The organism is Streptococcus oralis subsp. dentisani (assembly GCF_002096685.1).
Taxonomy (GTDB): Bacteria; Bacillota; Bacilli; order Lactobacillales; family Streptococcaceae; genus Streptococcus; species Streptococcus oralis_AD.
Genome location: NZ_NCVA01000038.1, coordinates 50579 through 67913, shown reverse-complemented (window position 1 = coordinate 67913; position 17335 = coordinate 50579). Strand labels below are relative to the sequence as shown.

Below are 17335 nucleotides of genomic sequence, written 5' to 3'. Positions count from 1 at the left end.
TCTAGATGACCTTACCTGTCCAAGCGCTCATACCGCCTCGGACATTGATGACATCGTAGCCTTTTTTCTTAAGCTTTTTCGCAGCTAGTTTGCTTCGTACACCAGAATGACAAATGACATAGAGTGTTTCTTTTGTCGCTGGTGTGTAAGAACCGATTTCCGTTAAAGGAACATTTTTGGCATTTTTGATATGACCTCTACGGAATTCCATAGGCGTCCGAACATCTAGTAGCTGAATCGGTTCCTTGAGTTTAGCTTCTAACTCGCTGGTAGAAATACTGTCAATTTTTGTAAATAATAAGTGAAACATAGGCACCTCCAAATATACCCTTATGGGGTATATTAAACCATGAAGTCAAGCTTTTGTCAAGCAAGTTGTTTTAACTTGGAGGGGATTGGTTTTGAGAGTCTAGAAAGCAGGCTATTCTTGACCTTTCAAAGGCTTTTTGATATGATGAGTCCAAAGTAAGTATGAGGTGTTAAGATGACCAGCGAATACCAGAAAATGATAGCAGGGGAGCCTTACCGTCCGTCGGCCCCAGAGTTACGGGCCTTGGCGCAGGCTTCTCGCCAAAAACAGGCTGCCTTTAACAAGGAAGAAGATCCCTTGAAGGGAGCAGAGATTATCAAGACTTGGTTTGGTTCAACTGGGCAAAATCTCTATGTCAATCCACGCTTGGTGGTTGATTATGGGGTCAACATCCATCTAGGGGAAAATTTTTATTCTAATTGGAACTTGACCATGCTGGATGTTTGTCAGATTCGCATCGGGAACAACGCCATGCTTGGCCCCAACTGTCAATTTTTAACCCCACTCCACCCACTGGATCCGCATGAACGCAATTCAGGGGTCGAATACGGCAAGCCCATCACCATCGGAGATAATTTCTGGGCTGGAGGTGGTGTCATTGTCCTTCCTGGGGTGACACTGGGTAATAATGTCGTCGCAGGAGCAGGGGCCGTGATTACCAAGTCCTTTGGAGACAATGTCGTCCTAGCTGGCAATCCTGCGCGTGTGATTAAGGAAATACCTGTGAAATAGAAGTGAAAAGGAACAGCTAGGGCTGTTCTTTTTATGAGTTTTAGTCTTATAAATTTTTCTTCTTTTTGGCTTTCTTGGTCGAGGAGACATCGCACTGGGGAATCTTGGTTTAAAAAATCTATTAAAGGTAGTCTAGAGTTCAAAAATTGTTTTTAGCAGTCCTTTCTAAAAAATTACTAGGCGAAACGTAATTGAAACTAAATTTAAGGAAACTTTCAGAAAAGTTTTAGTTTTGTTTCAGGAATCTTCTGTAGACTGTCTAGCTATATCATACGAAGGAGAGGAAAAAGGTATGAAATCAAAAAAATGGACCCTACTCGCAACGAATTTAACGGCAATGGTGCTGATGGCAGCATGTGCCCAGTCAACAACTACATCCAATACCAATGCAACTACAAATAATGCAACAACAACTGCAACAAAGACAAACCAATCATCCTATTTTACAGATAAGGACAATGATACCTCTTATGACGAAAGCACAGCTTCTAAAATTGAGCTATCTGGCTCATCTGCAAATGTTTCTGGGGATGGGGTGACAGTCTCTGAATCAACAGTGACCATCACAAAATCTGGAACCTATGTGATTTCAGGTCAGTCTGACGGAGTGCAGATCAAGATCGAGGCAGATAAGTCTGCAGATGTTCATCTAGTCCTAAAAGGCGCGACCATGACCAACACCAATGTAGCGATATCTGCGACATCAGCCGGCCATGTCTACTTGACTCTAGCAGAGGGAACCACCAACAGTCTCTCTGACTCAAGCTCTAACAGCGACGAAAAAGCAGATGCAGCTCTCTTTTCTAAGGTAGATTTGACCATAAACGGGAAAGGAACTCTCAATGTAGATGGCAAGAAGAACAATGGTATCAAGGCCAACGACACCCTCCATATCATGGGTGGAACCTATAACATCACAGCAGTTGGCGATGCCTTTAATGTTAATGATGAACTCAACATCACTGGTACGACTATGATCATCGATGCCAAAGAAGATGGCGTAAAGGTGGACAATGACGAGGATACTTCAGTCGGAATCATGTACCTATCCAACAACAACATCACCGTCACAGCAGGAGATGATGGCATCCACGCATCAGGTGATTTGGTTATCGATAGTGGTACCTACACCGTCAAGAATTCGACAGAAGGACTTGAAGGTAAATCCATCACTATCAACGGTGGGGACATTACCATCTATTCGACAGATGATGGAGTTAATGCAGCCAACAAAAACGCCCAACAGAATGAAATCTTCTTCACCATGAACGGTGGGAACCTGACAGTAGAAGTTGGTCAAGGGGATACAGATCCAATCGACTCAAACGGCAATATCACGGTCACAGGCGGAACCATTAAAATGACTGGTCAAACAGGTTTTGACTTTGATGGAACAGCGACCTACACAGGTGGTGACATCTATCTCAATGGTGAAAAACAAACGGAAATTGTCAATTCTATGCCTGGAGGCGGTGAACCAAATGGAGGCCCTCAAGGAAATGGTGGTCCTGGCGGTCCAGCCCCTGGTGGACAAGGATAAACAAAAAATCTCCTTTCTCGAAAGAGAAGGGAGACTTTTTGTGTTTGAGAGATGGATTGTAGCTAAAACAACTCCCAATTAGGTCTTGAAAATTTCTTAGTCTGTTTCATATAAAAATGAGTAAAATGAATTTCCATCGCCAAGGTCATTAGAGTTGCGATAGCAATGACGATGGTAGGATTGGCTGAGAAAAGTAGAGGAAGAATAGGCCTTTAAAAAGTGGACAGGAAAGACCATTTCGGAGTATAGAGAGGAAGTTCAAAAACATTTTTAGAAATAAGACATGTGCATCATAAACATCAGATACGAATCTGGTGTTTTATTTTTTTAAAGAATTTAACCCTTTCTCTTGACAAGTGAGTGATTACTCACTATAATAGCTTCTGTGATTTAAAAAGTGAGTACCCACTCACCTAGGAGGAAGCATATGAAAAAATTGCTACATTTACAAGATTTAGTAAAATCTTTTGACCAACAAATAGTTCTGAATCATGTCAGCTTTGAATTGCAGCTAGGAGAAATTATAGGATTAATTGGTCCGTCTGGTGCTGGTAAATCAACTATGATTAAGACTACGTTAGGAATGGAAAAGGCTGATGGAGGCCTAGCTTTAGTGTTAAATCACACTATGCCCAATCGTCATATTTTAGGAGATATTGGCTATATGGCCCAATCAGATGCTTTATACGAGTCCTTGTCTGGTCAAGAAAATCTGGAATTTTTTGGTCAGCTAAAGGGGCTTTCTAAAAAAGACCTAAAGGCGGAAATTGCTCATATAGCTCAAGTAGTAGATCTGACAGACTACTTAAACAAGGCGGTATCTGGTTATTCTGGAGGAATGAAACGGCGTTTGTCTCTTGCTATCGCGCTGTTGGGAAATCCTCAACTCTTGATTTTGGACGAACCGACAGTTGGAATCGACCCTTCTCTTCGAAAGAAAATCTGGAAAGAATTATTCGCGCTTAGAGACAATGGGGTAGGGATATTAGTTACTACCCATGTTATGAATGAAGCAGAGTTGACGGATAAGGTCGGCTTATTATTAGGCGGAAAAATCATTGCTTTTGATACACCGCAACACTTAAAAGAAAGTTATCAAGTTTCAAGTATTGAAGAAGTATTTTTAAAAGCAGAAGGTGAGTAAAATGAGAACAATAGCGATTGCAAAAAAAGTCATCAAAGAATTACTTCGTGACAAACGAACTCTAGCCCTGATGTTTATAGCACCTGTTTTTATCATGTGGTTGATGAACCTCATGTTTTCAGCTAGTACAACCGTGAATGTCAAGTTAGCGACACAAGATCTACCAACTGGTTTGGTAACGAAAATGGATGAGCTTGATCATGTGGACATCGAGACTTATCAAGACTTAGATCAGGCCAAAGAAGCGCTAGCAAATGAAAAAGTCGATGCTGTGATTTCTTATAAAGACGGTGAGTATCAGGTCGACTACGCAAATACAGATGCCTCCAAGACATCTATGATACGACAAGTGTTACGAACAAGTATCGCCAGTGAAGGCACCGATCAGTTACTATCTCGTGTCAAACAAGCTCTTCCACAATTGGACTCGGACGCAAAAACACCAGAAATCAAGGAGTCTTATCAGTATGGAGATGAAAATACAAGCTTCTTTACCAGTATGATTCCGGTTTTGATAGGTTTTGTAGTTTTCTTCTTTGTCTTTTTGATTTCAGGTATGGCGCTTTTGAAAGAGCGCACCAGTGGAACACTAGAACGTTTGTTAGCAACACCAGTGAAACGATCTGAAATCGTCTATGGCTATATGTTGTCTTACGGTATTATTGCGATTTTTCAAACGGCAGTTGTCGTCTTAGCAGCAATTTGGCTACTAGATGTAGAAGTTGTAGGAAGTATTTTAAATGTTATAATAGTTAATGTGGTACTGGCTCTTGTAGCACTAGCTTTTGGAATTCTCTTGTCTACTCTAGCAAAATCAGAATTCCAAATGATGCAATTTATTCCTCTCGTGATTATGCCCCAACTTTTTTTCTCAGGAATTATTCCATTGTCATCCATGGGAGAATGGGCTCCAACTGTGGGGAAATTTTTGCCATTAACCTATTCTGGTGATGCAATAAGCCAGATTATTCTTTACGGACACAATCTTGGTGATATTTTGCCAAATCTTGGTGTTTTAATGATTTTCTTGATCATTTTAACAATTCTCAATATTGTTGGATTGCGTCGTTATCGTAAAGTTTAGAAATCAACATAAATAATGCTAAAAAGGTGTGAAGATTAGATGGATAAGACTGTTTTTGAATCGTTTGAAGATTACTTAGAAGAAGCGAATTACCCTCAAGGAAAGAAAAAAATCATGCAGGCAGCAGTGGATCTCATATCAACTAGGAGTTACCATGGGACCTCAACTCTTCACATAGCTGAGCGTGCTGGACTAAGCCAGGCAACTTTGTTTAAGTATTTTAAGACGAAGGATGATCTACTGACGGCTATTTTACATCCTGTAGTCCCAAGCATTTTCGGTAGTTTTTTTGAGGAACTCTTAGCTTTTGAAACGACAGAAGAGAGGGTTCGTTATCTCGTCCACGATCGTATGAGCTATCTCAAAAAAAATCGTGCTTTGATGAAAATCATTCTGCAGGAGAGTTTTTCAAATAAGAAACTAAAAAATGAACAGATTTTTATCTGGAATGCTATTCAAGATAAACTTCGAGTGCTTCATAAGGAATTGCTAGCAGATCCACGTGTAAATCCAGAGATAACGATTCCTCAAATGGTTCGTATTTGTGTTGGTCCATTGTTGGCTTACTTCGCTCAACTTTATATCGTTAGCGACAACGGAGAAATAAAGGAAGAGGACCTAGACTTATTAGAAAAACAGATTTTGGGTGCTTTGTGGAAATAGAGTAGGCCTAGACAAAATGGAGGCTAGATTCTATTGGTTTGGCTTCTTGCACAAGATAATATAAAAGGGTATATATTGCCTGATGCAGATTCGTGCTTTTTTATTGTTGAATTTGCTATTTTGGTGATAGTTCTCAATCACTTTACTAAAACAGAAACCGACCTCTCCAGCAGAGCAACGATTTCTTAAATGTATGGAAGAGGAGTTTTCTGGCTTGCTAAAGACAACTCCTTGACACTTCGTCAGCTTTTGATACAATAGTACAAAATTAGAGGAGGTGGGCTATGATTCAGAAACATGCGATTCCCATTTTGGAGTTTGATGACAATCCCCAGGCGGTCCTTATGCCAACACATGAGGGATTGGACTTAAAGTTGCCAAAAAAGTGCATCTATGCATTTTTGGAGGAAGAGATTGACCGCTACGCTCAGGAAGCAGGAGCGGACTGTGTTGGTGAGTTCGTTTCTGCCACCAAGGCTTATCCAGTCTATGTCATCAACTACAAGGGTGAGACGATTTGTCTAACCCAGGCGCCCGTGGGTTCTGCCCCAGCTGCCCAGTTTATGGATTGGTTGATTGGCTATGGTGTGGAGCAAATCATTTCCACTGGAACCTGTGGTGTCCTAGCCGATATAGAGGAAAATGCCTTTCTCGTCCCTGTTCGCGCTTTGCGAGATGAGGGGACCAGCTACCATTATGTAGCGCCTTCTCGTTATATGGAGATGCAGATTGAGGCTATCTCTGCCATTGAGCAAGTCTTAGAACAAAGAGGCATTCCTTACGAGGAAGTTATGACCTGGACGACAGATGGTTTTTACCGAGAGACGGCTGAAAAGGTGGCCTATCGCAAGGAAGAAGGCTGTGCTGTTGTGGAGATGGAGTGCTCGGCTCTTGCGGCAGTGGCTCAGCTACGTGGGGGTGTCTGGGGGGAATTGCTCTTTACCGCAGATTCCTTAGCGGATCTAGATAATTACGACAGTCGTGACTGGGGCTCAGAAGCTTTTGATAAGGCACTCGAACTCTGTCTTGCCATTGTGCACCACATGTGAGTGTTCTTACTGTTTTTATGGTAGAATGTAGTTATGTTATTCAAATCTTTTTTGGAAAAAATCAGGACGGCACTGGGACGCTTGTCGCCAGCCCGTCGCATCTTTTTAAGTTTTGCCCTAGTGATCTTCTTAGGTTCGCTTCTTTTAAGTCTCCCCTTTGTGCAAGCAGAAACGTCACAAGCGACCTACTTTGATCATCTCTTTACAACGGTGTCCATGGTCTGTGTAACAGGGCTCTTTACCCAGCCTGTAGCCTCTACTTACAATATCTGGGGTCAGTTGATTTGTATGATTTTGATCCAGATTGGCGGTTTGGGGCTCATGACCTTTATCGGAATCTTTTATATCCAAGGCAAGCAAAAGCTCAGTCTTCGTGGCCGGGAGACCATTCAAGAAAGTTTCAGTTATGGAGAAACTCAGTCCTTAAAGGACTTCATCCGCTCGATCTTTCTGACGACTTTTTTGGTGGAAGGAATTGGTGCCTTTCTCCTGAGTTTCCGCTTTATTCCTGAATTTGGCTGGGGCCGAGGGGTGTTAACCTCTATCTTTTTGGCTGTTTCAGCCTTCTGTAATGCTGGATTTGATAATTTTGGAAGTACGAGTTTGGTAGCCTTTCAAACGGACCCCTTGATCAATCTAGTGATTGCTGGTTTGATTATCACAGGTGGTCTAGGATTTATGGTCTGGTTTGACCTAGCGACCCAGTTTGGGAAAAAGAAAAAACGCCGCCTGCGTTTCCATACCAAGTTGGTTCTCTTTTTAACGGCGGGAATTCTGCTCTTTGGAACCGTATCGACTTTGTTCATCGAGTGGAACAATCCTGGAACGATTGGAAATCTCAGCGCTCCAGAGAAATTGCTGGTTAGTTTCTTCCAGACCGTCAGCATGAGAACGGCAGGTTTTGCTTCCATTGACTACACCCAGGCTCGACCAGCTACCTTGTTCATCTATATCCTACAGATGTTTCTAGGAGGGGCGCCTGGAGGGACAGCAGGGGGGCTCAAGATTACGACCTTCTTTGTCTTGTTGGTCTTCGCTCGTAGCGAACTATTGGGCTTGCCTCATGCCAATGTGGCTCGGAGGACCATTGAACCCCGAACCGTGCAAAAATCTTTCAGTGTCTTTATTATCTTCTTGCTAACATTCTTGCTGGGCTTGATCCTACTAGGGATAACAGCAGAGGGAAATCCGCGCTTTATTTACCTCATGTTTGAGACCATTTCAGCCCTTGCGACAGTTGGAGTGACGGCAAATTTAACGCCGGAGTTAGGTAAGTTAGCCCTCAGTATCGTTATGTTGCTGATGTTTATCGGCCGTATTGGTCCCTTGACACTACTGGTCAGTGTAGCGGAATACCAGCCAGACAAGAAAGATACGATTCACTATATGAAAGCAGATATCACCATTGGATAAGAAAGGATAAATGATGTCAGATCGAACAATTGGAATTTTAGGCTTGGGAATTTTTGGGAGCAGTGTTTTGGCTGCCCTAGCCAAGCATGACATGAATATCATTGCTATTGATGACCACGAGGAACGCATTAATCAATTTGAACCAGTGTTGGCGCGAGGGGTAGTTGGAGATATCACGGATGAAGAACTCCTTCTATCAGCGGGGATTGACACCTGTGATACCGTAGTCGTCGCAACGGGTGAAAATCTGGAGTCCAGTGTTCTCGCGGTTATGCACTGTAAGAGTCTAGGAGTGCCGACCGTCATTGCCAAGGTCAAAAGTCATACAGCTAAAAAGGTTCTAGAAAAAATTGGTGCGGACGCAGTCATCTCGCCAGAGTTTGAAATGGGGCGCTCATTGGCACAGACCATCCTCTTTCATAACAGCGTAGACGTCTTTCAGCTGGATAAGAATGTATCGATTGTCGAGATGAAAATCCCTCAATCGTGGGTAGGTAAAAGCCTCAGTCAGTTGGATTTGCGTGGGCGATACAATCTCAATGTACTTGGATTTCGTGACTATGAAAATTCTCCTCTAGATGTTCAATTCGGCCCCGATGACCTCTTGCAGGCAGATGCCTATATCATGGCCGTCATTAATAACCAACATCTGGACACCCTAGCTGAACTGAGTGAGTAGGAGAGGAGGGGTACTCTCTTTCCAAATGATTAACGAGTCAATATAAGTATTTTATAAGAGGGATTTAAGAAAAATTTTAACTTTTTCTTAATCCTTTTTAATTTTAGGAGATTATACTAGAGTCATCAAAAAAAGAAAACTTTAAGGAGAATCCTATGAAATTCAATCCAAATCAGAGATATACTCGTTGGTCTATTCGCCGTCTTAGTGTCGGTGTTGCTTCAGTTGTTGTGGCTAGTGGCTTCTTTGTCCTAGTTGGTCAACCAAGTTCTGCACGTGCTGATGTCGTCAATCCGACTCCTGCTCAAGTCGTGCCAGACGCTGCTTCGGTGAGTGAAAAGAGCGACTTACCAGCAGAGGTTCTCAAAAAAGCAGTTGATGTAGCTCTTCCTTCAGAACAGTCTGTTCCAACACCTAAAGCAAGTGTGGATACGACAAGCTCTTCAGAAAAAGCGGATGTAACTGCTAAAGAGCCAGTGGTAGAACCAAAAGAAGAAGTGCAAGCACAACCTGACTCTAAGAAACAAACAGAAGATGCAGTTAAACCTGTGGAAAGTCCTGCGTCTACAGGTTCTGGACAAGACCGTGAAGCCAGTGAAGCGCAACCGGCGACCACTCCAGCTGAAGTGCAAAAAGGTGTGGCTGATAACACAAAAGACACAGTAGATGTCCCAGCCACTTACTTGGATAAGGCTAACTTCCCTGGTCCCTTCACAGCCGGTGTCAATCAAGTCATTCCATATGAATTCTTTGCTGGTGACGGCATGTTGACTCGCCTTATCTTGAAAGCTTCAGACAAAGCTCCATGGTCAGACAACGGAACAGCTAAAAATCCTGCTCTCCCACCAGTAGAGAAATTGGGCAAAGGTCTTTACTTCTACGAAGTGGATTTAGCAGGCACCCAAGGCAAATCTGACAAAGAGCTGCTTGATCTCTTGAAACAAAACGGCACTCAAAGTTATAAGGCAACCATCAAAGTGTACGGTGCAAAAGACGGCAAGCCTGACTTAACTAATCTCGTAGCGACTAAAGATTTGACTGTTAATTTGAATGGTTTGACCACACCAAATCAGGTTAAAGAGTCTGGTTTGACCACACCAAATCAGGTTAAAGAGTCTGTTGTTAACAATGTCAAAGACATGATTGATGTTCCAGCTAGCTACCTTGATAAGGCTAAGGTTCCTGGACCTTTCTTGGCTGGTGTCAACCAAGTTATTCCATACGAAGCTTTTGGTGGAGATGGTATGTTGACTCGCCTCTTGTTAAAAGCTTCCGACAAAGCCCCATGGTCAGACAACGGAACAGCTAAAAATCCAGCTCTATTGCCACTTGAAGGCTTGGCTAAAGGCCAATATTTCTACGAAGTGGATTTGAATGGCAATACGGTTGGCAAAGATGGTCAGGCCTTGCTGGATCAACTTCGAGCTAACGGAACACATACATACCTAGCTACTGTTAAAGTCTATGGATCTAAAGATGGCAAACCTGATTTGACCAATCTGATTGCTACTCGTCAAGTAACGATTCAGCTTCGTGGAAAAGAAATGGCGACAATACCATCTCAACAAGGTCAGATGAATACGAAGCCTTCTGAAACAGGCTCTACAGGTACGACTGAGGGTATGATGGGTACAAATCACCATATGTCAGATATGAAAGTAGATCAACCAGCTTCTAGCCCAATGGCTAATATGATGAAAAAAGATGATAAAGCAATGTTACCAAATACTGGGGAAGCTAAAACGGCTACAGCTGGACTTGGTATCTTTGGTCTAGCCTTGGCAGGTCTTATTGGACTCTTAGGTTTGACAACCAAACGAGAAGATTAAGATTCAAATTATTTAAACATTAGAGAAAATAGTGTTATACTAAAGCAAGTATAACACTGTTTTTATCAAAGGAGTGTCAGATGAAAAAGACAATTTTGCTGGTTGATGATGAGATAGATATTCTAGATATTCAAAACCGCTATCTTTTACAGGCAGGATACGATGTTTTGATTGCCCATGATGGTAAAGAGGGATTAGAGCTTTTCAGAAAAAAATCTATTGACCTCATCATCACAGATATCATGATGCCCAATATGGACGGTTATGATTTTATCAGTGAAGTTCAGTATATTGCTCCTGATCAACCCTTCCTCTTTACAACTGCTAAGACAAGCGAGCAGGATAAGATTTATGGATTAAGTTTGGGGGCAGATGATTTTATAGTCAAACCCTTTAGTCCACGAGAATTGGTTTTAAGAGTAAATAATATCTTGCGTCGCCTTAGCCGTGGAAGAGAGACAGAACAGATTGAGTTTGGTGACTTGGTAATCAACCATGTGACTCATGAGGTTCGCATTGGGGATCAACCTTTGGAATTGACAGTAAAATCCTTTGAACTTCTATGGATATTGGCTAGCAATCCTGAGAGAGTCTTTTCAAAGACGGAACTTTACGAGAAGGTATGGCAAGAGGACTATGTGGATGATACCAATACACTCAATGTGCATATCCATGCTTTGAGGCAAGAGTTGAGCAAGTATACGAATTCAAATACTCCTGCTATCAAAACTGTTTGGGGTTTGGGCTATAAGATGGAAAGACCAAGAGGTAGAAAATGAAATTAAAAAACTATATTTTAGTGGGGTACCTAGTTTCGACTCTGCTAACGATTTTGGTCGTTTTCTGGGCAGTCCAACGAATGTTGATCGAGAAAAGTGAAGTTTACTTTCTAGTTGGAATGACCTTGATTGCTAGTTTCATTGGCGCTGCAGTGAGCATCTTTCTTTTGTCGCCTGTTTTTTCTTCTCTGAAACATTTGAAAAAACAAGCTCAGGATATAGCTGGCAAGGATTTCAGCACAGAAATTGAAACCAAAGGGCCATTAGAATTTCAAGAGCTGGGCCAGGCTTTTAATGACATGTCCCACAATTTGCAGGCTACCTTTCAATCTCTTGATGAGAGTGAGCAAGAAAAGAGAATGATGATTGCGCAGCTCTCTCACGATATTAAAACTCCCATTACCTCCATTCAGGTTACTGTGGAGGGAATTCTAGATGGAGTGATCAAGGAAGAGGAGCGACTCCACTACTTAACCACGATTGGTCGGCAAACCGAGCGCTTAAACAAGCTAGTGGAGGAGTTGGATGTTTTGACTCTCAACACCCAACCTCAAGTTACTGCTGATGAAGAAATCGAAGAGGTCTTTTTAGATCAGCTGTTGATTGAGTCGATGAGTGAATTTCAACTCCAGATTGAACAAGAGGAGCGAGATGTTTACATTCAAGTGTTACCTGAGTCAGCGAAAATCAAGAGCCATTCTGACAAACTTTCTCGCATTTTAGTCAATTTGTTAAACAATGCCTTTAAATATTCAGAACCAGGAACCAGAATCGAGGTTCTTGCCCAATTAACAGAACAAGAGCTGACAATCAGTGTGAAAGACGAGGGCCAGGGGATCCTTCCTGAGGATTTGGAAAAGATTTTTAAACGACTTTATCGTGTAGAAACTTCGCGCAATATGAAAACAGGTGGACATGGCTTAGGTCTTGCGATTGCACGAGAACTAGCCCATCAGCTTGGCGGTGAAATCACAGCAGAAAGTCAATATGGCTTAGGTAGCACGTTTACATTCTCTCTCAATTTGAAATAAAGCCGTAAAATCCCTTTACAAATCTAGCTTTTCATGGTACAATAGCCTTTGTGTGAAATAGCAGCAGGAAAGCATGAAGCTCGTCAACAGGTGTCTTATGACAAGTAACCTTGGCTGTTTAGGCGAAGGGCATCTGCACGAATCAGGGCTCTCTAAGTGACTATTTCCACCGAAATATTATTTATATCAGGAGGACATACATATGTCACGTTATACAGGACCATCTTGGAAACAAGCTCGTCGCCTTGGCCTTTCACTTACAGGTACAGGTAAAGAATTGGCACGTCGTAACTACGTACCAGGACAACACGGACCAAACAACCGTTCTAAATTGTCAGAATACGGTTTGCAATTGGCTGAAAAACAAAAACTTCGTTTCACTTACGGTGTAGGTGAAAAACAATTCCGTAACTTGTTCGTACAAGCTACAAAAATCAAAGGTGGAATCCTAGGTTTCAACTTCATGCTTCTTTTGGAACGTCGTTTGGACAACGTTGTTTACCGTCTTGGTCTTGCGACTACTCGTCGTCAAGCTCGTCAATTCGTAAACCACGGTCACATCCTTGTTGACGGAAAACGCGTTGATATCCCATCATACCGCGTAACTCCAGGTCAAGTGATCTCAGTTCGTGAGAAATCATTGAAAGTTCCAGCAATCCTTGAAGCAGTAGAAGCTACTCTTGGACGTCCAGCATTTGTATCATTCGACGCTGAAAAATTGGAAGGTTCATTGACTCGCTTGCCAGAACGCGACGAAATCAACCAAGAAATCAATGAAGCACTTGTCGTTGAATTCTACAACAAAATGCTTTAATTTTAAGAAATATCTTACAGAAAGCCTACAACAGTGGGCTTTTTGCTTTGTCTTAAAACGTTGATTTCTGGGTTTGTCCCCCTTTTTGTCCCCCTTCACAAAGAACTTACAGCTTTCTCATAAAATGAGACGGCTGTTTTTGCTTTTTCTTTGGAGAGATGACTGTAAGTGTCCATAGTCATAGCTAGTGTAGAATGGCCTAGACGGTGTTGCAATTCTTTATATGGTATTCCAGAGTTTAGCAAAAGACTAGCGTGTGTGTGTCTAAAACCGTGGAATCCAATATTAGGTACACCAGCATGTTTGAAACGTGTGTTTAAACGAGTTGATAGTGTTTTATTGTTTGGGTATTTATGAATAAAATCTGAGAAGACAACAGTTTCAGTCCGACCAAGTTTCCAAGCTTCTTGCCGTTGTCTTTTTTGATACACTTTTAAGACCTCTATAGTTTGTGAGTCAATATCAATTGTGCGATAACTTGCCTCAGACTTTGGGCTGTTAATCTCACCTAAATGATTTAGTGTCTTTGTAATATTTACAGTTGCATTATGTAGGTCAATATCTGACCAGTGTAGAGCTAAGGCTTCGTTAATACGGCAACCAGTAGCAAGAAGAAACTTGTATAAAGTAATTTCATATATATTTCTATATATTGCTAAGTTAGCCTCTTCCAAATAGCTGAGAAATTGCTTTAATTCTAAGTTATTAAAGTGTTTGACTTTGTTTCTACCCTTTTTTATTTTACGAGGAAGCATAACTTCACGAGCTGGATTTATATCAATAATCTGCATTGTCACAGCATATTGTAGTATACGTTTATTTAGCGCGTGAATTTTATCATAGTGTAGAAATGCGCCTTCTTCTCGTTTGTTAGCACGTAGAGCTAGTTGATTAACAATGCGTTGGATAGTTGGAGTAGTTAACTTATCTAACCTATAAGAACCAAATAAAGGAATCACATGGTTAGATAGTAGTCGCTTTACTGAATCTTGCGTATTTGGTTTTACTGTGTGCTGATAGCTTTCCCACCATAGTTGAGCTACTTCTTCATAGCTTGTTAGTGGGATTATTTCTTTTTTAGTGAAGCCATTATTTTGGAATTCAGCCTTAGCTAATTGAGCTTTTTTCTTCAATTCAGTTTTAGTTCTAGCTGTCAGATTAGCCTTTATTTTTTTTCCTGTGAGTTTATCTACTCCTAAGTATACTTTGGCACGATATACAGTGCTACCATTTTGTTTCTTTATTTCTGCTATTTTCATTTCTTAACCTTTCTAACATCAGTAGGCAAGCTGTAAAAGGTTATGAAAAATAGATATTATGATTTGTGTCTAGAACGAATACCTTCAATTAGTATTTGTAGAGCGGTTAAGTCCTCAGTTGTGAGTGCTTGACCATCAATAGTTATTTTTACATTCTTCCTAAAGATATAATCAAGGTTGATTTTAATTTTTTCCCCATTGATAATATCTTGGCTAATATCTTTGTATGTTGTGGATACCCATGGTAAAGATGATGTTTTATCATTGAATTCTATTAAGTCTTTTAACATCTGTTTTTCTTTATCATTATGGATTGAATCCAGATTAATATTTTTAATTATCTCATCAATATAAGAGCTAGCTAATGTTTGATATTCTATATAGTACTCCTCAGAATTTAATCCATCTTGTTCGCATTTTTCTTTTATAGAGCATGCAGCAATACATTCAGTGATTTCAAAGAGCTTCTTTACGCTGGGAATCTTTTTCTCATTTTCAATTTGTGAGACATAAGACTGTGATACTTTCAGATATTCAGCAAGTCTTTTAGTAGTTACGTTACCTTCTGTACGGTATTTTTTAAGATATGCTCCTATCATGTTTAACCTCCGTTTAATAACTTTAGTAATATTTTAGCACAAAACTCTTGACATGTAAACAGAAAACTGATAAAATCCAAAAATAACCTAAGTTAATTAACTTAGTTAATAGGCGAGCTGTAATAGTTATGAGAGGATAGTTGTGCACAAAATGGAAAAGAAAGGGGGTGTCTATGTTTAGTACACCACAAGGGATATTATCTCAAGAAGCAGAACTAGCATTATTGGAGAGGATTGAGCATTTAATAAATGATTATCTATCACATGCAATGCTTTCACCTCATAGTGACTCGTTTGGCCTGATACAACAGAAAGAGTTAATCAAAGAACTAGGTATTAGTTTAGTAACTCTGCATGAATGGGAGCGTTTGGGGTTAACCCGATACTGTCCACCGATAGAAGGAACTCGCAAAGTTTTCTATAAGAAATCAGATGTTATGAAGTTCCTTTCAATTACTAGAAGGGAGTAACTATATTGTATGAAAAAATAATAAATATAGATAAAAATTCCTATGATTACTTGAAACACATAGGTACTTGTAACCATGTTGAATCTTTGATTCAATTGCTATCAATTACGCTATATAGTGTAATTATTTTACTAATAGGAGGAATTGTGTATGACATTCACTTTTAAAAAACAGGAGACAGAGGATAAAGTTCTTGACATGCCTAAATTTAATCTCAATAATTCAGGGAAACCTATCAGTTCACCTCAAAACGTAGTGCTTATCTTAGAATCATTTGAATCTAAGATGTCATTATTAGGTTACAATGAGTTCACAGGAGCAGTTGAAAAACTAGATAAGACGCCTTGGGGAACTCTGAAAGGAGAATGGAATAGCGAAGACACTTCTTTGTTCTCGGTATATATTGATAAACAGTTTCACTTTACTCCTAAAAAGGATTATATTGAAGATGCTGTATTAGAAGTAGCACGTAGATGGATATTTAATCCTGTAAAGGAACGGATAGAAAGTCTTGACTGGGATGGAGTATCTCGTGTGCAATACTTCTTTCATAAACTGTTAGGGTGTGAGAATAATATATACACACGTGAAGTATCCCAGATGTTTTTAACAGGTCTAATTGGACGTGTATATAAACCAGGTATCAAATTTGATAATGTACCTGTCTTGATTGGTCCACAAGGAATAGGGAAAAGTACAGTAGCTCGTCGTTTATTGCCTGATGCTTTTACTGATACTCCTATTTCATTTGGAAAAATACAGGAAGACTATAGGATGCTTAAATACGTATGTGTTGTAGAGATTCCAGAATTACAGGGGTTAAAGAAGAGTGATATAAATAGAGTTAAGGGATTCCTTAGTGCTTCATACGATATGTGTAGGGAACTGTATAAAACACACAAACGACAACTAAGACATAATGTATTTATTGCAACTGGAAATTCTAAAGCATTTCTCAGTGATTTTGGAGTTGAAAGAAGATTCTATCCTTTGAATTGTGGGGAATATGTTGTGGAGGAGCATCCAATGGATGTTTCTGACAATTACTTCTTACAAGTTCTTGCTGAAGCTAAAATACTATTTGAAACAAATGAAATTATGTTTCCAAGTAGAACGACTTCAGAAAAATTGGAAGAGATACAATTTGATTTCAAAGAAGAAGATATGGAAAGGGAGTTAATAAATGAGTTCTTGGATAAATTTCCTGCACCTGATGCTTGGAATCGCTATAACTTATCTGAAAGAAAGAAATACTATAATATCTGGAAAGGGTATGAGAAAGAAACAAGTGAGTATTGTAAGGCAACTGGGGAAAACTTAGTTACTAAAACTTACACAAGTGAACTAGCTTACATACTGTTTGATGAAAAAACAGGTAGCAGACGAAATAGCAAACATGCTTCAAAAATTCGTGATGTACTGGACCATCGTGAGGATTTTATAGCTGTGCAGAATAAGCGACCTTGTAGTATATGTAGTCCAACACGTGTTTATGTGCGTAAAGTAACTACAGAGTAACTACAGGCAAAGGTGGTAATAACACTAGTTATTTACTCCTTTTGTAGTATTGTAGTATTATTCTTGTAAAAATAGTTAGAATTATATAATAAGGGTAAGTAGAGAAATGTCTTGCTACATTACTACAAAGTGTGAACGACTATCCCGTCATAAGCGAAGGCAAAGGAGTGAAACGCTTTGTTAAGTACCAAATACGCCTAATTTATTCCATGGTCTAATTGACAGCAAGAAACAAGGCACTCTCGTACAAATGAACTGTCCATCCGAAAAACTAAAGCCTTTCGTCTGAGACGTTCTTAGCGTACTTTGTGCCTACTTACTGTCAATTTGCTTTCACGGCATAAAGGCGTATGCTTATGAGATAAATTAGAGAATAAAACTAGCTATTTAAAGAGGTTTTACATTATAGAGTTCCATATTTT

Annotated in this window: 17 protein-coding genes and 1 pseudogene; 14 read left to right on the top strand and 4 right to left on the bottom strand. The window is 40.2% G+C overall.

Features of this window, described 5'->3' with window-relative positions:
- Position 1 precedes the first annotated feature (1 nt).
- Entirely contained in the window at positions 2-310 is a 309-nt protein-coding gene (locus tag B7705_RS02475) for a rhodanese-like domain-containing protein (RefSeq protein WP_000468869.1), read from the bottom strand.
- A 174-nt stretch (positions 311-484) separates the two neighbouring features.
- Between B7705_RS02475 and B7705_RS02470 the strand changes: the two genes are divergently transcribed.
- Together B7705_RS02470 and B7705_RS02465 are read left to right on the top strand one after the other, a co-directional pair.
- Positions 485-1042, top strand: a complete 558-nt coding sequence (locus tag B7705_RS02470; protein ID WP_084947462.1) for a sugar O-acetyltransferase — start codon at positions 485-487, stop codon at positions 1040-1042.
- 292 nt (positions 1043-1334) lie between these two features.
- Positions 1335-2582, top strand: coding sequence for a carbohydrate-binding domain-containing protein (locus tag B7705_RS02465; RefSeq protein WP_084947460.1), 1248 nt, complete (start codon positions 1335-1337; stop codon positions 2580-2582).
- Between the two features lie 62 nt (positions 2583-2644).
- Here B7705_RS02465 and B7705_RS10135 read toward each other — a convergent pair.
- Positions 2645-2779, bottom strand: a pseudogene (locus tag B7705_RS10135) (low temperature requirement protein A); the annotation flags it as partial.
- 230 nt (positions 2780-3009) lie between these two features.
- On the opposite strand from B7705_RS10135, the gene B7705_RS02460 reads away from it, so the two are divergent.
- The 10 genes from B7705_RS02460 to rpsD all read left to right on the top strand — a co-directional run bounded on the left by B7705_RS02460 (position 3010) and on the right by rpsD (position 13067).
- Positions 3010-3726, top strand: a complete 717-nt coding sequence (locus B7705_RS02460; RefSeq protein ID WP_042901944.1) for an ABC transporter ATP-binding protein — start codon at positions 3010-3012, stop codon at positions 3724-3726.
- A gap of 1 nt (position 3727) precedes the next feature.
- The gene (locus B7705_RS02455; RefSeq protein ID WP_042901945.1) at positions 3728-4810 is read left to right on the top strand and encodes an ABC transporter permease; all 1083 of its coding nucleotides are present in this window, start codon (positions 3728-3730) and stop codon (positions 4808-4810) included.
- 39 nt (positions 4811-4849) lie between these two features.
- Entirely contained in the window at positions 4850-5473 is a 624-nt protein-coding gene (locus tag B7705_RS02450; RefSeq protein WP_000361929.1) for a TetR/AcrR family transcriptional regulator, read from the top strand.
- A 284-nt stretch (positions 5474-5757) separates the two neighbouring features.
- Positions 5758-6522 (top strand): nucleoside phosphorylase, encoded by a 765-nt coding sequence (locus tag B7705_RS02440; RefSeq protein WP_084947457.1) that lies wholly within the window; start codon positions 5758-5760, stop codon positions 6520-6522.
- Positions 6523-6555: 33 nt separating this feature from the next.
- Positions 6556-7935 carry a TrkH family potassium uptake protein gene (locus B7705_RS02435; protein ID WP_084947455.1) on the top strand — a complete coding sequence of 460 codons (1380 nt, stop codon included), beginning with the start codon at positions 6556-6558 and terminating at the stop codon, positions 7933-7935.
- Positions 7936-7948: 13 nt separating this feature from the next.
- Positions 7949-8614 carry a potassium channel family protein gene (locus B7705_RS02430; RefSeq protein ID WP_084947453.1) on the top strand — a complete coding sequence of 222 codons (666 nt, stop codon included), beginning with the start codon at positions 7949-7951 and terminating at the stop codon, positions 8612-8614.
- A 155-nt stretch (positions 8615-8769) separates the two neighbouring features.
- Complete coding sequence (locus tag B7705_RS02425; protein WP_084947451.1) at positions 8770-10443, top strand: SSURE domain-containing protein; 1674 nt, start codon at positions 8770-8772, stop codon at positions 10441-10443.
- Between the two features lie 80 nt (positions 10444-10523).
- Positions 10524-11222, top strand: a complete 699-nt coding sequence (locus B7705_RS02420) for a response regulator transcription factor (RefSeq protein WP_061454163.1) — start codon at positions 10524-10526, stop codon at positions 11220-11222.
- Entirely contained in the window at positions 11219-12253 is a 1035-nt protein-coding gene (locus B7705_RS02415; RefSeq protein ID WP_084947449.1) for a sensor histidine kinase, read from the top strand. Before B7705_RS02420 ends, B7705_RS02415 begins: the two co-directional genes overlap by 4 nt.
- 202 nt (positions 12254-12455) lie before the next feature.
- Positions 12456-13067, top strand: coding sequence for a 30S ribosomal protein S4 (rpsD, locus tag B7705_RS02410; RefSeq protein ID WP_084947446.1), 612 nt, complete (start codon positions 12456-12458; stop codon positions 13065-13067).
- 95 nt (positions 13068-13162) lie between these two features.
- On the opposite strand, the gene B7705_RS02405 is transcribed toward rpsD, so the two are convergent.
- The gene (locus B7705_RS02405; protein ID WP_084947445.1) at positions 13163-14326 is read right to left on the bottom strand and encodes a tyrosine-type recombinase/integrase; all 1164 of its coding nucleotides are present in this window, start codon (positions 14324-14326) and stop codon (positions 13163-13165) included.
- Positions 14327-14382: 56 nt separating this feature from the next.
- A complete protein-coding gene (locus B7705_RS02400) occupies positions 14383-14925 on the bottom strand; it encodes a helix-turn-helix domain-containing protein (RefSeq protein WP_084947442.1) in 543 nt (180 codons plus the stop codon).
- Between the two features lie 173 nt (positions 14926-15098).
- Between B7705_RS02400 and B7705_RS02395 the strand changes: the two genes are divergently transcribed.
- Complete coding sequence (locus B7705_RS02395) at positions 15099-15395, top strand: hypothetical protein (RefSeq protein ID WP_084947440.1); 297 nt, start codon at positions 15099-15101, stop codon at positions 15393-15395.
- Between the two features lie 150 nt (positions 15396-15545).
- Positions 15546-16913, top strand: a complete 1368-nt coding sequence (locus tag B7705_RS02390; protein ID WP_084947438.1) for a VapE domain-containing protein — start codon at positions 15546-15548, stop codon at positions 16911-16913.
- The last annotated feature ends 422 nt before the right edge of the window (positions 16914-17335 follow it).